The organism is Streptomyces sp. NPDC094147, assembly GCF_044764265.1.
Classification (GTDB): domain Bacteria; phylum Actinomycetota; class Actinomycetes; order Streptomycetales; family Streptomycetaceae; genus Streptomyces.
Window position 1 is genome coordinate 1 of the sequence record NZ_JBIWHT010000013.1, and the last position, 16,174, is coordinate 16,174.

Below are 16,174 nucleotides of genomic sequence, written 5' to 3' on the forward strand. Positions count from 1 at the left end.
TGCAACGTCGCCCCGATGTCCGACGTCCGCGTCGTCGTCATGGACTGCACCGAGACGGGTGCGTCCCCGCCGACCGCCACCGACCCGACCTGGATGCGCCGCGAGGTGCGGCGCACCGCCAGCGGCCGGGCCGGCAGCGCGGGGAGCCCCAGGGAGACCGGCTCTCCGAGGCCCATCACGTCACCCGCGGTTTCCCTGGACGGTCTCGCGGACCGCCCGGAGCGACTCCTTCAGCGACCCCATGGTCACGAGCACGGCGGTCGGCTCGTAGCCGCAGTGCGCCATGCAGTTCGCGCACCGGTCGTCCTTGCCGCGGCCGTACTTGTCCCAGTCGGTCTCCTCGACCAGCTGCCGGTACGTCGGCACGTACCCGTCGCTCATCAGGTAGCAGGGTCGCTGCCAGCCGAAGAGCGAGTAGTTGGGGATCGCCCACGCCGTGCACGGGAAGTCCGCCTTGCCCTCCAGGAAGTCCAGGAAGAGCGGCGAGTGGTTGAGCCGCCAGCGCCCGCGGTTGCCGCCGGCGAACGCCTTCTTGAAGAGCTCCCGGGTCTGCTCGACACCCAGGAAGTGCTCCTGGTCGGGTGCCTTCTCGTAGGCGTAGGCGGGCGAGATCATCATCTCGTCCACCTTGAGGTCGTCATTGAGGAAGTTGAGCACCTCGATGATCGTCTGCGGGGTGTCGGTGTTGAAGAACGTCGAGTTGGTGGTGACCCGGAAACCCTGCCGCTTGGCCTCCTTGATCGCCGCCACCGCCTCGTCGAACACACCCTCCTTCGCCACCGACTCGTCGTGGCGCTCGCGCAGCCCGTCGATGTGCACGGCGAAGGCGAAGTACGGCGACGGCTTGAAATCCTTGAGCTTCTTGCGCATCAGCAGGGCGTTGGTGCACAGGAAGACGTACTTCCTCTTCGCCACCAACTGCCGCACGATCTCATCGATCTGAGGGTGCATCAGTGGCTCGCCGCCCGCGATGGAGACCATCGGCGCACCGGACTCAAGGACCGCTCCGACGGCCTGCGCCACTGGCATGCGCTGCTTCAGGATCCCGGCCGGATGCTGGATCTTTCCGCAGCCCTCGCATTTCAGATTGCAGGCGAAGAGCGGTTCCAGCTCGACGATGAGCGGGAACTTCTCACGCTTGCGCAGCTTCTGTTCAAAGAGATAGGTCCCGACCCTGATGGACTGGCGAAGCGGCATGGCCATCTGGCTCACCTCCTGGGGAGCAGCAAAGAACGGTGCCATTCAAAGAAAGCGGGAAGGACGGCACGAAGAACGCGGAAGGCTGATATTCCACCGCGAACCGTGCCAATCCGGACGAGTTCATGTTCTGGAGCGTCCACGACCACCCGTACGGCCGCAACCGGGCGCGGTCCGGCCCGCTGGGCGGCCCACAGCGTGGCGGCGGACTCCATGTCCACCGCGATGGCCCCGGTCGCCCTCAGATCGGCCCGCTCGGGGCCGCGTACGACGTGGTCGGAGCCGGTGAGCGGGCCGGTGTGGACGGTGCGGCCCGGCAGTGCCTCGGCGAGCGCCTTGGCGAGCACCTCGGTGTCGGTGCACAGAGTGGTGCCCCGCGGGTCGCGGGTTTCCTCGGCGACGACCAGGTCCCCGGGGTGCATCCCGGGGGCGAGGCCGGCGCAGAAGCCTGAGGCGATGACCACCGCGTCGCGGTTCGCGGGCGCGCCCAGCGTGCGCGCGACGGCCCGCTCGGCGGCCCGGGGTCCCATGCCGCTGCGCAGCACGGTCACCGGGGCCTCCGCGCCGGCGCGGGCGGCGCCGCGCAGCGCGAGCCGCTCGATGGTGAGCGCACAGGCGATCACCAGCGGCACGGGCTGCGGGGCCTGGGGTGTCTCCATCAACTCCCCTTGGTGCTGTTGAGGGAGAACGGTTCTCCATGGACGTAGCGCCCCAGCGCGGTCAGCGGGAACACCTGCCGGTAGAGGTGGTAGTTGATCGAGAAGTCCCAGGGGAATCCGGTACCGGTGAAGTACGGCTCGTCCCAGGAGCCGTCCGCGCGCTGGTTCTCGGCGAGCCAGGCGATGCCGCGCTCGGCCGCCTTGCCGTCCCGCTCCCCCGCGGCCAGCAGCGCGAGCAGCGCCCAGGCGGTCTGCGAGGCCGTCGAGGGGCCGCGGCCCATCCACTCGGTCTCGCCGTACGAGCGCAGGTCCTCGCCCCAGCCGCCGTCGTCGTTCTGCACGGATTCCAGCCAGCCCACCGCGCGGCGGATCGCCGGGTGCGAGGCGGGGATCCCGGCGGCGGTGAGCGCCGGCACCACCGACCCTGTTCCGTATACGTAGTTGACGCCCCAGCGGCCGAACCAGGCGCCGTTGGCCTCCTGTTCGGCGAGCAGCCACTCGATGCCGCGCCGGGTGCGCGGATCATGGGACCTGCCCTCGAAGGCGAGCATCTCCACGACGTGGGCGGTGACATCGGCCGAGGGCGGGTCGATGACCTCGCCGAAGTCGCAGAACGGCAGCCGGTTGGGGAAGGCGCTGGTGTTGTCGGCGTCGAACGCGCCCCAGGCGCCGTTCTTCGACTGCATGCCGAGGCTCCAGCGCACCCCGCGGGCGATGGCTGCCTCGGCCTGCTCCGGCTGGGGGTGCTGGACCCGGCGCAGCGCCAGGATCACTTCGGCCGTGTCGTCGATGTCCGGGTAGTTGTCGTTGTGGAACTCGAACGCCCAGCCACCGGGGGCGAGTTGGGGCCTGCGCACGGCCCAGTCGCCGGGCCGGGTGATCTCCTCGCCGAGCATCCAGTCGGCCGCCTTGACGAGGGCCGGATGGTCGGCGGGTACGCCCGCGTCGGCGAGCGCGATGGTGGCCAGGCAGGTGTCCCACACCGGCGACTGGCAGGCCTCGATCATCCGGGCGCCGTCCTCGCGCCACACCGCGAACCGGTCGAGAGAGTCCAACCCGGCCCGCATCACCGGGTGTTGGAGGTCGTAGCCCAGCAGGTGGAGGGCGATCACGGAGTACACGGCTGGCGGCTGGATGCCACCCCAGCAGCCGTCGTTCTCCTGGCGCTCGACGATCCAGCGGGCGGCGCTGCGCATCGCGGCCCGGCGCAGCTTGCGGGGGGCCACCTTGCGGTAGGCGTGCAGCACCGTGTCGAGCCGCTGGAAGGCACCGTTCCAACTCGCCACCGGTGCAAGGGGTTTGGCCGGATTGGGGGTGCGGGCGTCGGTGTGCAGCTCATCCAGCGCGAAGGGTGCGGGCCGTACCGGGCGCTTCGCGGAGACCACGGTCAGCGGCACGATGGTCTGCCGGGCCCAGCAGCCGAAGTCGTAGATGTTGAGCGGGACCCACTTGGGCAGGAAGATCAGCTCGGGCGGCAGTTCGGGCAGGTCGTCCCACTTCCACCAGCCGAACAGCGCCAGCCAGATCCGGGTGAAGACCCGGGCCTCGGCGATTCCGCCCTTCGCTCTGATCCAGGCGGAGGCGCGCGCCATGTGCGGGGCCTCGGGCAGGTCTCCGGCGAGCCTGAGGGCGACGTACGCCTCGATGGTGGTGGAGAGCTCCCCCGGCCCGCCGAAGAACGTGGCCCAGGTTCCGTCGTCCCGCTGCTCGCCCCGGATGAACAGGGCGGCCGCCTGGACGGTCTTCTCGTCCTGCACCCCGAGGAACTGACGCAGCAGCAGGTCCTCGGCGTCCATGGTGACGTTGGTCTCCAGGTCGCCCTTCCACCAGCCCTGGGCGTCCTGCCTGTCGAGCAGGTGCTCGATGCCGCGTTCGGCGGCCTGCCGGGCGGCTTCGAGCACCGCGTCCGCGCCGGGTGTCGTCCCGGTTGGTGCACTGGCCGCGGCGGCCCGGGGCCGCGGGGCCCCGGTGCTTCCGTCGGTCGTCGCTGTCATGGCTTCCCCTTCGTGCAGTAGCTACTTCTGCTGTGCTGGGGTCTCCGTCGGAAGGGGCCCGGTCTCCCGGGCCCTTCCGGCGACTGCGAGTCATATGGGAATAGTGATCATCTCTTTCGTACGACGACGAAGTCCGCCAGCGCGGTGAGCTGCGCGCGGATCCTTTCCGGCATGTCGACAGCGCCGAGCGCCTCGATCGCGATGGCGTGCTGCCTGCGGGCCTCCTGAGAGGTCCACTCGCGGCCGCCGGCCTCCTCGATCAGGGCCGCCCGGGTGGCGAACTCCGCCTCGGAGAAACTGTCGAAGTCGTTGCTCTTGGCGTCGGCGGCGAGCAGCTGGCCGAGCCGTTCGGAGGCCGGGCCGCCCGCGGCGAGGGCCGCGACGACCGGCAGCGACTTCTTGCGCTGGCGCAGGTCGCTCCAGGTCTGCTTGCCCGTGGCGTCCGGGTCGCCCCAGATGCCGAGCAGGTCGTCGACGGCCTGGAAGGCGAGGCCGAGGTGGTAGCCGTACGCCTCCAGGGTGTCGGCGGTCCGGTCGTCGGCGCCGCCGAGGACCGCACCGATGGAGACGGCGCAGGCGAGCAGCGCGCCCGTCTTGTTGCCCTCCATCTCCAGGCACTCCTCGACGGTGACCCGCTCGCGGTGCTCGTAGGAGATGTCCTGGGCCTGACCGTCGATCAACTTCCGCGTGGCGGTGGTGAGTCGGCGGGTGGCACGGCCGGCCTCGACCGTGCCGAGTTCGAGCAGGACCTCGTTGGCGAGGGCGAACAGGGCGTCGCCGACGAGGATCGCCTGCGCCGGGCCGTGCACCTTCCACACCGTGTCGCGGTGGCGGCGCTGCTCGTCGCCGTCCATCAGGTCGTCGTGCAGGAGCGAGAAGTTGTGTACGAGTTCCACCGCGACCGCGCCGGGGACGCCGACCTCGGCGGCGGCGCCCGCCGCCTCCGCGGAGAGCAGGGCAAGCGCGGGCCGTACGGCCTTGCCGCCGTCGCCGTCCGCCGGGCGGCCCTGGGCGTCGATCCAGCCGAAGTGGTAGGCGGCGACGGTGTCCATGGGAGCCGCGAGCCGGTCGACGGCCGCGCGCAGCTCCGGCGTCGACAGCGCGCGCCCCCGCTCCAGCAGGGCGGTGACGTCCACGGTGTCCACAGCCGGATTCGCCGAAGCCGAAGGCACAGTCGGCACAGTCTCTCCTCTTGTTCCAGTACTGCTAACAGTCATGCCGCCTCCTGAAGCGGATGAACATGGGGGCGGCCGAGGGCGGAGAGAGCGGCGCCGGCGGCGCTGAATCCGCTGCGCACAGCGCTCTCCATGGTCGCGGGCCAGCCGGTCGCGGTCCACGCGCCGGCCAGGTACAGGCCGTCCGCGCGGGTCCGCGCCGACGGCCGCAGCCGTCCGACGCCGGGGGTGGGGGCGAACGTCGCTGTCCGCTCCCGGGTGACGAAGAAGTCGAGGATCTCCGCGCCGCGCGCCGCGGGCAACAGCTTTTCCAGCTCGGGGAGATAGCGTGCGCGCAGTTCGGCCACCGGCAGCTCGATCTCGTCCTGCGCGGCCGACTGGGAAATGGCCAGATACTGACCGCCGCCCCGGAGCCCCGAGGAGTCGGTCCGGTCGAAGACCCACTGCACCGGGGAGCCGAGCGCGGCGAAGAACGGCTGCCGCAGGACCTTGCGGTCGTACACGACATGGACGTTGAGGATCGGGGCGGTGCCGATGTCGAGCAGCCTGCCCGGATCGTCCAGCGCGCCGTCGGGCAGCAGGTCGTACGTCTCCCTCTGCGGTACGGCGAGCACGACGACCTCGGCGTCCAGCGTCTCGCCGGCCACCCGCACCTGCCAACTCCCGCTCTCCGTACGGGAGATGGACTCGGCCTTGGTGCGCGTCTCGGTGCGTACGCCCGCCGAGTCGAGGGCCTTGCGGGCCAGCGTGTCGTGGAGTTCGCCGAGCGGCACACGGGCCCAGCCGATGTCGGCGGCGCCCGGCTCGGAGAGCAGTCCGGTCTTGAAGACCATGGCGGCGAGGCCCAGCGAGGCGTGCGGCGCGGTGGCGTTCAGGGTCGCCACGCCCACCAGGTCCCACAGCGCCTCGATGGTGCGCGGGGACTGGCCGTGCCGCCCCAGCCAGGTCGCGAAGTCCACGCCGTCCAGGGCCGGGTCGGTGGGGTCGAGCCGCTTGAGCGCGAGTGCGGCGCGCCCGACGGAGGCCCGCTCGGCGAGCGAGAGGTGCGGGTAGGTCGCGAGGCTCCTGGCGAGGTGCAGCGGCACGGGCAGGGCGGTGCGGCGCAGTCGGCCGAGCCGGGGGCCCCTGGGGTGTGCCACGTCGAGGACGGGGACGTCCAACCGGGCCTGGACCGGGGCCAGTTCGGCTCCGCCGACCCGGTCGAGGAACCACCGGTAGCCGGTGCAGCAGCGCAGGTAGACGTGCTGGCCGTTGTCGACGGTGAGGTCGCCGCGCCGGAAGGAGAACGCGAGGCCGCCGAGGCGCGGCCGGCCCTCGATCAGGGTCACGCTCAGCCCCGCGTCGGCCAGTTCGAGCGCCGCGGTGATTCCGGCGAGTCCGCCGCCGACGACCACCGCGCGTCCGGGCTGCATCCCGCTCACGCGCCCTCCCCTCCGGCCGCGCCGGCGCGGGGCGCGCGGCAGGCCGATGCAGTCAGGGACGCGTCAGGCCGCCTCGAAGTTGCACGCCGGGCCTGCGTAATCGCGCTCAGCCCATCGTCCAGGGGTGCGTCGGGCATCAGGCGCGCCTCCTGGCGGTCTGCCGGGAGACATACCGGGTGTCGAGACCCGAAAGGCCGCGTACCGCGACGTACGCCTTCTCCCGTCCGGGCAGCGAGACCCGCCCGCGCAGAACCGCCTCCGGGTCGCGCTCGATGCGGTCGAGGAGGCGCCGGTAGATTCCGGCCATGGCGGCGACGCAGGCGCCGCTGCGCCGGTCCAGCATCGGCAGCAGCCGGTAGCCCTCGGCGAACAGGGCTCGGGCACGCCGTACTTCGAAGTGGACGAGGCCCGCGAAGTCGGAGCCGGCCGGCGGCACCGGGCCGTGGAAGCCCGCCGAGCAGCCGAACTTGGCGAGGTCGTCGGAGGGGAGATAGGTTCGTCCATTGCCCGCGTCCTCCCGAACATCCCTCAGGATATTGGTGAGTTGGAGGGCGAGCCCCAGCGTATCGGCGTACTCTGCGGCGCGTTCGGTGCCCGGTGCGCCCTGCTGCGTACCGAAAACGCCCAGGGAGAGCCGGCCGATGGCGCCCGCGACACACCGGCAGTAGGCCTTCAGGTCGTCCCAGGTCTCGTAGCTCTCGCCGTGCACGTCCATCAGGACGCCGTCGATGAGCTCGTCGAGCCCGCCGAGCGGCACCGGAAAGCGGCGCGCCGTGTCCGCGAGCGCCACCGCCACCGGGTCGGTGTCGTCCTCGTCGACCTCGCCGTCCCGGATGCGCCCGAGCAGCGCCCGGGTCTCCTCCAGGCGCGTCTTCTTGGCGTCCGCCGCCAGCGTCCCGTCGCCGATGTCGTCGACCCGGCGCGAGAACGCGTACAGCGCCGACATCGCCTGCCGTTTGTCGGCGGGCAGCAGCCTGATGCCGTAGGCGAAATTGCGCGCCTGCTGCCCGGTCACCGCCTCGCAGTAGCTGTATGCGGCCTGTACCGGTGCGGACACGGGTGCCTGTGCCTCCACGGTCCGGCTCACCCCTCTCTACGCGCTTCTCGCAAGACGGCTCCCACCTCGCGCAGCAGGCTGGGCTTGGTGGGCTTGGGCGGTCCCGGGAGTACGTCGTGGCCGGCGGCAGCGACCGCGTCGAGCGCGGCGCGTCCTCCGGCCACGAATCCGGCCAGCAGCAGCTTGAGTCTGCCGTGGACGCTACCCACCAGGGGGGTGCCTTCATTCAGCAGCGACCCGGCGCGTTCCGCTTCGAACGCGACCAGGGCACGCACCGAGGCGCTCCCTCGGGGGGCGGCCAGATCGGCCTCCGTGACGCGGAACCGCGCCATGTCCTCGGCGGGGAGATAGATCCGGTCCCGGCCGAGGTCCTCCTTCACGTCCTGGAGGTGTTCGACGATCTGCAGCGCCGTGCAGACCTCGTCGGAGCGCCGGACGCGCTCCGGGCTCGTGGTGCCGGTGATGGCCAGCACGAGCCGGCCCACGGGGTTGGCCGAAAGCTCGCAGTAGGCGAGCAGTTCCCCGTACGTCTCGTAGCGCCGGACCTGCTGGTCCTGGCGGTTGGCCGCGATCAGCCCGAGGAACGGCTCGGGGGTCAGTGCGCGGCGGCGCACGGTGGGCTGGAGGGCCTTGAGCAGCGGGTGGTGCGGGGTGCCGTCGAAGACGCGGCGCAGATCCGTCTCGAAGGCGTCGAGCAGCAGCAGCCGGTCGTCCGCGTCGGCGGGGTCCACGCCGAGGTGGCGGGCGTCGGCGCCGCCGGGGGCGAGGTCGCCGTCACCGATGTCGTCGACGAGGCGGGCGTAGCCGTAGACGGCCATCAGGTCGTCGCGCCAGGCACGCGGCAGAAAGAAGGGGGCCACCGGGAAGTTCTCTTCCGTGGCCTTGTCGAGCGTGGTGCGCGAGGAGGATCCGGTGCGCACGTCCCGGACTCGGGTCACCGGGTACCGCCCGGCACGGGAACGGCGGCCGTCCCTTTGAGCCGGAGATCTTCCGTAGCCATGGCCGTCACATCTCCCGTTCTACACCGCCGACCCAAAACATCCTATTTCGGACACGCCGCCTGACCTCCCCGGACGGGGTGACCCGTCTCGCGGGGCGCCCGGGGCGTATTACCCCACTTGCCGCGAATCAGCACCGGTACAGCTTACGTTGTACAACGGCCGACAACACGCCGGGGTGTTGAGAGCATTACAAGAACACTCCAATCCGGCCCAACCTTCCCCGCACACTGGCAACTTGACGGGATCTTGACCCTCGGGCCACACCCTAGGACGCGAAAGCCCCCGCCGGGGTTGATCGACAGGGGCTCCGGTTGTGCGGTCCGGAAAATGACTGTGCGTCAGCGGCCGGATTCCTTCTGGTACGCCTTGACGACCTCGTCGGTCGGCCCGTCCATGAGGAGCTCGCCGCGCTCCAGCCAGAGCACCCGGTCGCAGGTGTCGCGGATGGAGCCGATGCTGTGGCTCACCAGGAAGACGGTACCGGCGTGCTTGCGCAGCTCCCGGATCCGCTCCTCGGAACGGATCTGGAACTGCCGGTCACCGGTGGCCAGCGCCTCGTCGATCATCAGGACGTCGTGGTCCTTGGCCGCGGCGATGGAGAACCGCAGCCGGGCCGCCATGCCGGAGGAGTACGTCCGCATCGGGAGCGAGATGAAGTCGCCCTTGTCGTTGATGCCGGAGAAGTCGACGATCTCCTCGTAGCGCTCCTTGACCTCCTCGCGCGACATGCCCATGGCCAGGCCGCCGAGGATCACGTTGCGCTCGCCGGTCAGGTCGTTCATGAGCGCCGCGTTCACGCCGAGCAGCGAGGGCTGGCCGTCGGTGTAGACCCGCCCGCTCTCCGGCGGCAGCAGACCCGCGATGGCCCGCAGCAGCGTCGACTTGCCGGAGCCGTTGCTGCCGATCAGACCGATCGCCTCGCCACGGTACGCGGTGAACGAGACGCCCCGTACGGCGTGCACCCGGCGCATGCCCCGGGAGGCGCCGCCGGTCTTGTCCCGCTTGACTATGCGGCTCAGGGCGGCGGTGGCGCTGCCCCTTCCGCCGCCGCCTCCGTTGACGGTGTACACGATGTGCACGTCGTCGCAGATGACGGTGGGAATGCGCGCGTCGACCGCCGCATCGCGGTCGTTGATGTCCTCAGCCACGGCCATACCGCTCTTCAGCCTTCCAGAAGTACACGAATCCCAGTCCCCCGACGACGACCGCCCAGCCGACCGCGAGGGCCCACACGTGCGGGGGCAGCCCGTGGCCGCCGTAGCCGTCCATCAGGGCGTAGCGCGCCAGGTCCATGTAGACCGCGGCGGGGTTGCACTGAAGGATGTCCTTCAGCCAGTGCGGCTTGCCCTTGAGCACGGTGCTGAGGCTGAACATCACGCCGGACGAGTACATCCACGTACGCATGATGAACGGCATGAGCTGCGCGAGGTCCGGCGTCCTGGCGCCCAGGCGCGCGAAGATCAGCGCCAGGCCGGTGTTGAAGACGAACTGCAGCGCGAGCACCGGGATGATCAGGGGCCAGGTCATGCCCGGCATGAAGCCGGACGAGACCACCACGATCATCAGGACGATCATGGAGAACAGCAGCTGCTGGAGCTGCTGGAGTGCGAAGGAGACCGGCAGCGAGGCGCGCGGGAAGTGCAGGGCCCGCACCAGGCCCAGGTTGCCCGAGATCGCGCGTACGCCCGCCATCAGCGAGTTCTGCGTGAAGGTGAACAGGAACACGCCGGTCACCAGGAAGGGGATGTACGCGTTCGCGTCGATGCCCCGCTTCGCGTTCATCAGAACACCGAAGATGAAGTAGTAGACGAGCGCGTTCAGCAGGGGCGTCGCCACCTGCCAGATCTGGCCGAGCTTCGCCTCGCTGTACTGGGCGGTCAGCTTGGCCGACGAGAAGGACAGGATGAAGTGGCGCCGACCCCACAGCTGCTTGATGTAGGCGATGAGCTGGGGCCGCGCCCCGCTCACCGACAGCCCGTGCTGTGCGGCGAGGTCCGCCGGGGACAGGGTTGTGTCACTCACAAGTGAAAACTTTCGTGTTCATGAAGTACGCCCGATGGTCTCGGAGCCGAGACTTCTCAGAGCCGAGCCTCTCAGATGACGGGAGGACGGCCCAGCCGGGTGAGCCTGAAGACCGTACGCCACTTCATGGGGCGGCGCGGTCCGCAGGGCGTCGTCCAGCCCTCCTTGAAACCGCCGAACCACGCCTTCAGCGCGGGCCCCGACGGCTTGCGGGCGAGGGTGAGCAGCAGCCAGACCCCGAGGTAGACGGGGACCAGCGGCGCGGGCAGGTTGCGCCGGGCGAGCCAGACCCGGTTGCGGGCCACCATCCGGTGGTAGACCGCGTGCCGGGACGGCGCGGTCGCCGGGTGGTGCAGGACCATGTCCGCGCGGTAGTCGATCATCCAGCCGGCGTCCAGCGCCCGCCAGGCCAGATCGGTCTCCTCGTGGGCGTAGAAGAAGTCGTCGGGCAGCCCGCCGACCTCCGCGAACACCTTGGTGCGCACGGCGTTGGCGCCGCCGAGGAACGTCGTCACGCGCGAGGAGCGCATCGGGTCGGCGGCGCGCAGCCTCGGGACGTGGCGGCGCTGGGTGACCCCGGTCTCCGGGTCGGCGATGCGGAAGCTGATGATGCCGAGCTCCGGGTCGGCCGCGAAGGCCTGCCGGCACAGCTCGGCGGTGTCCGGGTTGGCGAGCAGCCCGTCGTCGTCGAGGAAGAGCAGCACATCGGCCTGCGCGCCCGACGGGCCGAACGCCTCGATGCCGACGTTGCGGCCGCCCGGAATGCCCAGGTTCTCCGGCAGTTCCACGGTGCGTACGCCCTCGGGGACGTCCGGAACCGGGGCGCCGTTGCCGACCACGACGACCTCGATCCGGTCGCCGTCCTGCTTGGCGACCGAGTCGAGCAGGGCCCGCAGCTCGGCGGGGCGGTTGCCCATCGTGATGACGACCGCGCCGACCTTCATGGGGGCGCTCACTTCAGCCTGCTCGAAGCGAGGATCGACACGAGGTGCAGCAGCGTCTGAAGGAGCGCGATGCCGGCGAGCACCGCGACGCCCAGGCGCGAGAAGTACAGGTCGCCGCGGATCTGGTCCACGACCGCGAGGACCAGGATCAGCAGGGACGCCTCGATGCCGAGGACCAGCCGGTGGAACTTCAGCGCGGCGGCGGCCCTGCGGGCGAGCGCCATGCCGGAGGAGCGCGGCTCGGCCGCCGCGTCCTTGACCAGCGGCAGCCCGCCCTGGTGCCGGGCGACGCCGACCAGGTCGGTCTCGGCCTTGATCAGGATCGCGCCGAGGGCGGCGAGCGTACCGAGGAAGGCCCACAGCCAGTCGATCCGGCCGGAGCCCCACAGGTCGGCGGCGCGCAGGCCGAAGCCGACCAGGACCGCCGCGTCGCACAGATAGGCGCCGACGCGGTCCAGGTACACCCCGGAGAGCGAGAACTGCTTCTTCCAGCGGGCGACCTCGCCGTCGACGCAGTCGAGCAGCAGGTAGAGCTGGACGGCCACGACGCCGAGGACGGCACCCCAGATGCCCGGGACGAGCAGGGCCGGGGCGGCGAGGACACCGCAGAGGGTCATCAGGTAGGTCAGCTGGTTCGGCGTGACCTTGGTGGTGACCAGGCGGCGGGTGATGCGCAGGGAGATCTCGCGCATGTACAGGCGGCCGCCCCAGTGTTCTCCGCTGACCCGGTCCTTCACACCCGCCGGGTGCACGACCGGGCGGAGCTCAGCTACGGATGGTCTTGGCATAGTCGGCGTACGCGTCCCTGATCTGGTCGGTGGACAGGTCGAGGTGCTCGAGGATGGTGTAGCGGCCGGGGCGGGTCTGCGGCGCGAACTCGACGGCGCGCACGAACTCGTCGTCCGTGAAGCCGATTTCACTCGCGAGGACCGGCAGCGCGTGCCGGCGCAGCACCTCGGCCATCAGCGCGGACTGCTCGGGCGCGCCGCGCAGGTGCATCGCGAAGGCCGCGCCGAGGCCGCACTGCTCGCCGTGGCTGGCGGCCCGCGTCGGGAAGAGCAGATCGAAGGCGTGGCTGATCTCGTGGCAGGCGCCGGAGGAGGGCCGGGTGTCGCCGCTGATCGACATGGCGATGCCGGACATGACCAGGCCCTCGGAGAGGGTGACCAGGAAGTCGTCGTCGCCGACGCTGCCGGGGTGGCGCAGCACCGCTTCGCCGGCGCTGCGCGCCATCGCCGCTGCCAGGCCGTCGACGGGCTCGCCGGTCTCGCGGTGCGACAGCTCCCAGTCCGCGATCGCGGAGAGGTTGGAGATCGCGTCGCCGATGCCCGAGCGCACGAAACGCGCGGGCGCGTCCCGGATCACGTCCAGGTCGATCAGGATGGCGATCGGGGTGGGCACCCCGTAGGAACCGCGGCCGTTGTCGTTGTCCAGGGTGGAGACCGGCGAGCAGATGCCGTCGTGCGAGAGGTTCGTCGCGACCGCGACCATGGGCAGCCCGACCCGGGCCGCCGCGTACTTCGTCACGTCGATGATCTTCCCGCCGCCGAGCGCCACCACGGCGTCGTAGCGCTTGCCCCGCATCGCGTCGGCGAGCTTGACCGCCGCGTCGATGGTGCCGCCGTCGACGGGGTACCACTCGGCGCCGGGCAGCAGCGGGGCGAACTGCTCACGCAGCTTCAGGCCGGAGCCGCCGCTGATCGCGATCGCCAGCTTGCCGTTGGCCGAGATGCGCTGGTCGGCGAGGACGACCGCCAGGTCGTCCAGTGCCCCCCGCCGGATGTCCACGACAACCGGCGAGGGGATGAGCCGAGTCAGTACTGGCACGCGATCTCACGGCCCTTCGCCAGGTCGTCGTGGTTGTCGATCTCGACCCACGAGACCTCGCCGATGGGCGCCACGTCGACGGTGAAGCCGCGGTTGACGAGCTCCTGGTAGCCGTCCTCGTAGTAGAGGTCGGGGTCGCGCTCGAAGGTGGTCTTCAGGGCGTCGGCGAGCTCCTCGGCGGCCTCGGCCTCGATGAGCGTGACGCCGATGTACTCGCCGGTCGCGGTCGCCGGGTCCATCAGCTTGGTGATGTGCTGGACACCCTTGCCGTCGGCGGTGATGACCTTCATCTCCTCGTCGGCGAGGTGCTTCACCGTGTCGAGGGCGAGGATGATCTTCTGGCCGTCGCCGCGCGCGGCGAGCAGCGTCTTCTCGACGGAGACCGGGTGGACGGTGTCGCCGTTGGCGAGGATCACACCGCGCTTGAGGACCTCACGGGCGCACCACAGGGAGTAGGCGTTGTTCCACTCCTCGGCCTTGTCGTTGTCGATCAGCGTGATCGCGACGCCGTACTTGGCCTCCAGGGCCTCCTTGCGCGCGTACACGGCCTCCTTGCGGTAGCCGACGACGATCGCGACCTCGGTGAGGCCGACCTCGGCGAAGTTCTTCAGCGCGATGTCCAGGACGGTGGTGTCACCGTCGACAGGCACGAGGGCCTTCGGGAGCGTGTCGGTGTAGGGGCGCAGACGCCGTCCGGCACCGGCTGCCAGTACGAGGCCAATCATGCTGTTTCTCCTTCGTCATGTACGGCAGGTGCTCCGGAGGACACCCAGAAGCGGATGGACTCCACGAGCACCACGAGCGCGATGGCCGCCGCGAGGGCGGTGAGCGCCAGGGTGAAGTCTGTGTCTCGCGTGGCGAGGACGGCGGCGAGCACCGCCACCACGAGCGTGCGGCCCTCGTGGCCGCCGATCAGCCGCACCAGCCACAGGGGCGGCGCGCCGGAGCCGCCCTTGATGCGGTAGACCGTGTCGTAGTGATGGTAGGCGACTGCGGCCACCAGCCCGAAGGCCGCGGGCAGCGCCCCGTCCACCCCGGAGCGGGCCGCCAGGACCAGGACCGTGCAGTATTCGGCCACTCTGAACAGCGGCGGAACGAGCCAGTCGAGGGCGCCCTTGAGGGGCCGGGCGACGGAGATGCCCGACAGGATCGCGTAAAAGACGGCGGCGACGATCATCTGGCGGCTGCCGACCGGCTGCGTGAGCGCGGTGGTGATGAGGGCCACGGCGCCGACGGCGGCCACCACGGGGGCTCCCGGCACCCGGGGCGCCTTCGCGGCGACCAGCTGCGCGAGCGGCCCGCTGTCCGCGAGGTCGGCGAGTGCTTGAGCTGCCCGGTCGGTGCAGGTGGCCCGGCGGGTCAGCGAGCGCAGCACCCGGCCGGCGGTGGTGTAGCAGGCGGCGAACGCGCAGCCGATGAGCAGCGCGTAGAAGACGATGCGGGGCGTGCTGACGGCGGTCAGCACGGCGATCATCGCCCAGCGCTCGCCGATCGGCAGCACGATCATGCGGCGCACCCAGACCGTCCAGCCCACCGAGTCGAGCTTGTCGGAGAGGGCGGCGGTGGGGCTGGTGTTCGCGGTGGCGTCAGTGCCCACGACGTGCGCTTCGTTGAAGGAGAAGTCCACGACGTGGCGGCAGGTCTGGAGCACCATGGCGCCGAGCGCGAGGGCCCACACGTCATCGCCGCCCCGGGCCGCGCCGAGCGCGAGCCCCGCGTAGTAGGCGTACTCCTTGGCGCGGTCGAAGGTGGCGTCGAGCCAGGCGCCCATCGTCGAGTACTGGAGCGAGTAACGGGCGAGCTGCCCGTCGGTGCAGTCCAGGACGAAGGAGAAGATCAGCAGCAGTCCGGCCGCGACATAGCCGCCGCGGGTCCCGGTCGCCGCGCAGCCGGCCGCGATCAGCGCGGTGATCAGCGAGGCGGTGGTGACCTGGTTGGGGGTGAGTCCCCGGCGGGCGCACCAGCGGGCGATGTAACGGGAGTACGGGCTGATGAAGTGGGTGGTGAAGAAGCCGTCGCGGGACTTGACCGCGTTGCGCAGGCGTACGGCCTCGTCGTCCACGGCGGCGACGGCCCGGCTCGCGGCGGCCGCGGCGGCCGCGTCGGCGGGGACGGTCGCGACCAGCGAGCCGAGCTCGGGGCGGTGCACCGCGACGCCGTCGGCCTCGATGGCCGCGGCGATGTCGTCGGCGAGCACGGAGGCCGTACGGACCCGGTCGTCGGGCCCCACCGGCGCGCCGGCCAGGGCGCGGTCGAGCGCCGGGCGTGCCTCGGCCTGGACCGTCAGCGCGCCGGGCACGGCGGCCGCCGGGAAGCGGGGGTCGGTCAGCGCGAGGCGCAGGGAGTGGAGGTGACCGAGGAAGCGCGGGTCGACCAGCGCGACCCGTTCACCGGCCGGCACCTGGGCGAGCAGGGCGGACACGTCCTCGGGCCGCTGGGCGGAGCGGACGTCGAAGCCCAAGGAGCCCAGCTCGGGTCCGAGCTGCGACCCGGGGACCGGCAGACCGGTCAGGATGGCGGTCGACAGTCGAACTCACTCCTTGGACGGGCAGTACGGATGCGCGGCGGCTGGCCCGGCACGGGGCGGGCGGCACGTCGGCAGAGGCTATCGGATGCACGGAACCGGGAATTCACTGGCCGTTCGCGCCCGAACGGGCCCGGCGGCGCCCGCCGCGGGGCGCCGTGACCATCATTGTCGATCAAGGCCGCAGCCCACAAACCGCGTACCGCGCGCGCTGTGGGCCCGACCGTGCGGCCGGGCCCGCGATGATCTCTGCGGCGCTCTGACCTGCGAGCATTTCCGCAGGTCAGAGCACATGACAACGGTGTTCAGTCCCGTGTTGCAGATACCCCCTACCCGTAGTTCACTGACCCCTC

At 71.0% G+C, this 16,174-nt stretch carries 15 protein-coding genes; all 15 read right to left on the reverse strand.

What is annotated here, in order from left to right:
* Positions 1-176: flavodoxin-dependent (E)-4-hydroxy-3-methylbut-2-enyl-diphosphate synthase (locus ACIQ8J_RS20235; RefSeq protein WP_403273845.1), on the reverse strand; the 176-nt coding region annotated here is incomplete at its 3' end.
* 4 nt (positions 177-180) lie between these two features.
* Positions 181-1,203 carry an adenosyl-hopene transferase HpnH gene (gene hpnH, locus ACIQ8J_RS20240; protein ID WP_403273813.1) on the reverse strand — a complete coding sequence of 341 codons (1,023 nt, stop codon included), beginning with the start codon at positions 1,201-1,203 and terminating at the stop codon, positions 181-183.
* A 5-nt stretch (positions 1,204-1,208) separates the two neighbouring features.
* Entirely contained in the window at positions 1,209-1,856 is a 648-nt protein-coding gene (locus ACIQ8J_RS20245) for a 1-hydroxy-2-methyl-2-butenyl 4-diphosphate reductase (RefSeq protein ID WP_403273811.1), read from the reverse strand.
* Positions 1,856-3,850 (reverse strand): squalene--hopene cyclase, encoded by a 1,995-nt coding sequence (gene shc / locus ACIQ8J_RS20250; protein ID WP_403273808.1) that lies wholly within the window; start codon positions 3,848-3,850, stop codon positions 1,856-1,858. The genes ACIQ8J_RS20245 and shc overlap by 1 nt, the downstream gene beginning before the upstream one ends.
* 107 nt (positions 3,851-3,957) lie before the next feature.
* Entirely contained in the window at positions 3,958-5,067 is a 1,110-nt protein-coding gene (locus tag ACIQ8J_RS20255) for a polyprenyl synthetase family protein (RefSeq protein WP_403273806.1), read from the reverse strand.
* Positions 5,064-6,437: a hydroxysqualene dehydroxylase HpnE gene (gene hpnE, locus ACIQ8J_RS20260; protein ID WP_403273842.1), complete on the reverse strand. Its 1,374-nt coding sequence runs from the start codon at positions 6,435-6,437 to the stop codon at positions 5,064-5,066. Before hpnE ends, ACIQ8J_RS20255 begins: the two co-directional genes overlap by 4 nt.
* A 145-nt stretch (positions 6,438-6,582) precedes the next feature.
* Complete coding sequence (gene hpnD / locus ACIQ8J_RS20265) at positions 6,583-7,533, reverse strand: presqualene diphosphate synthase HpnD (protein WP_403273804.1); 951 nt, start codon at positions 7,531-7,533, stop codon at positions 6,583-6,585.
* Entirely contained in the window at positions 7,530-8,423 is an 894-nt protein-coding gene (gene hpnC, locus ACIQ8J_RS20270; protein WP_403273800.1) for a squalene synthase HpnC, read from the reverse strand. The genes hpnD and hpnC overlap by 4 nt, the downstream gene beginning before the upstream one ends.
* Positions 8,424-8,842: 419 nt before the next feature.
* Positions 8,843-9,658, reverse strand: a complete 816-nt coding sequence (locus ACIQ8J_RS20275) for an ABC transporter ATP-binding protein (RefSeq protein WP_403273797.1) — start codon at positions 9,656-9,658, stop codon at positions 8,843-8,845.
* On the reverse strand, positions 9,645-10,526 hold the full coding sequence (locus tag ACIQ8J_RS20280) for an ABC transporter permease (protein ID WP_403273795.1): 882 nt from the start codon (positions 10,524-10,526) through the stop codon (positions 9,645-9,647). Before ACIQ8J_RS20280 ends, ACIQ8J_RS20275 begins: the two co-directional genes overlap by 14 nt.
* A 71-nt stretch (positions 10,527-10,597) precedes the next feature.
* Positions 10,598-11,470, reverse strand: a complete 873-nt coding sequence (locus tag ACIQ8J_RS20285) for a glycosyltransferase family 2 protein (RefSeq protein WP_403273840.1) — start codon at positions 11,468-11,470, stop codon at positions 10,598-10,600.
* A gap of 8 nt (positions 11,471-11,478) precedes the next feature.
* Entirely contained in the window at positions 11,479-12,258 is a 780-nt protein-coding gene (locus tag ACIQ8J_RS20290) for a CDP-alcohol phosphatidyltransferase family protein (RefSeq protein WP_399052145.1), read from the reverse strand.
* Positions 12,236-13,297 carry an iron-containing alcohol dehydrogenase family protein gene (locus ACIQ8J_RS20295; protein ID WP_399052146.1) on the reverse strand — a complete coding sequence of 354 codons (1,062 nt, stop codon included), beginning with the start codon at positions 13,295-13,297 and terminating at the stop codon, positions 12,236-12,238. Before ACIQ8J_RS20295 ends, ACIQ8J_RS20290 begins: the two co-directional genes overlap by 23 nt.
* On the reverse strand, positions 13,285-14,022 hold the full coding sequence (locus ACIQ8J_RS20300) for a sugar phosphate nucleotidyltransferase (protein ID WP_403273792.1): 738 nt from the start codon (positions 14,020-14,022) through the stop codon (positions 13,285-13,287). Before ACIQ8J_RS20300 ends, ACIQ8J_RS20295 begins: the two co-directional genes overlap by 13 nt.
* Positions 14,019-15,824, reverse strand: a complete 1,806-nt coding sequence (locus ACIQ8J_RS20305; RefSeq protein WP_403273836.1) for a DUF5941 domain-containing protein — start codon at positions 15,822-15,824, stop codon at positions 14,019-14,021. The genes ACIQ8J_RS20300 and ACIQ8J_RS20305 overlap by 4 nt, the downstream gene beginning before the upstream one ends.
* Positions 15,825-16,174 lie beyond the last annotated feature (350 nt).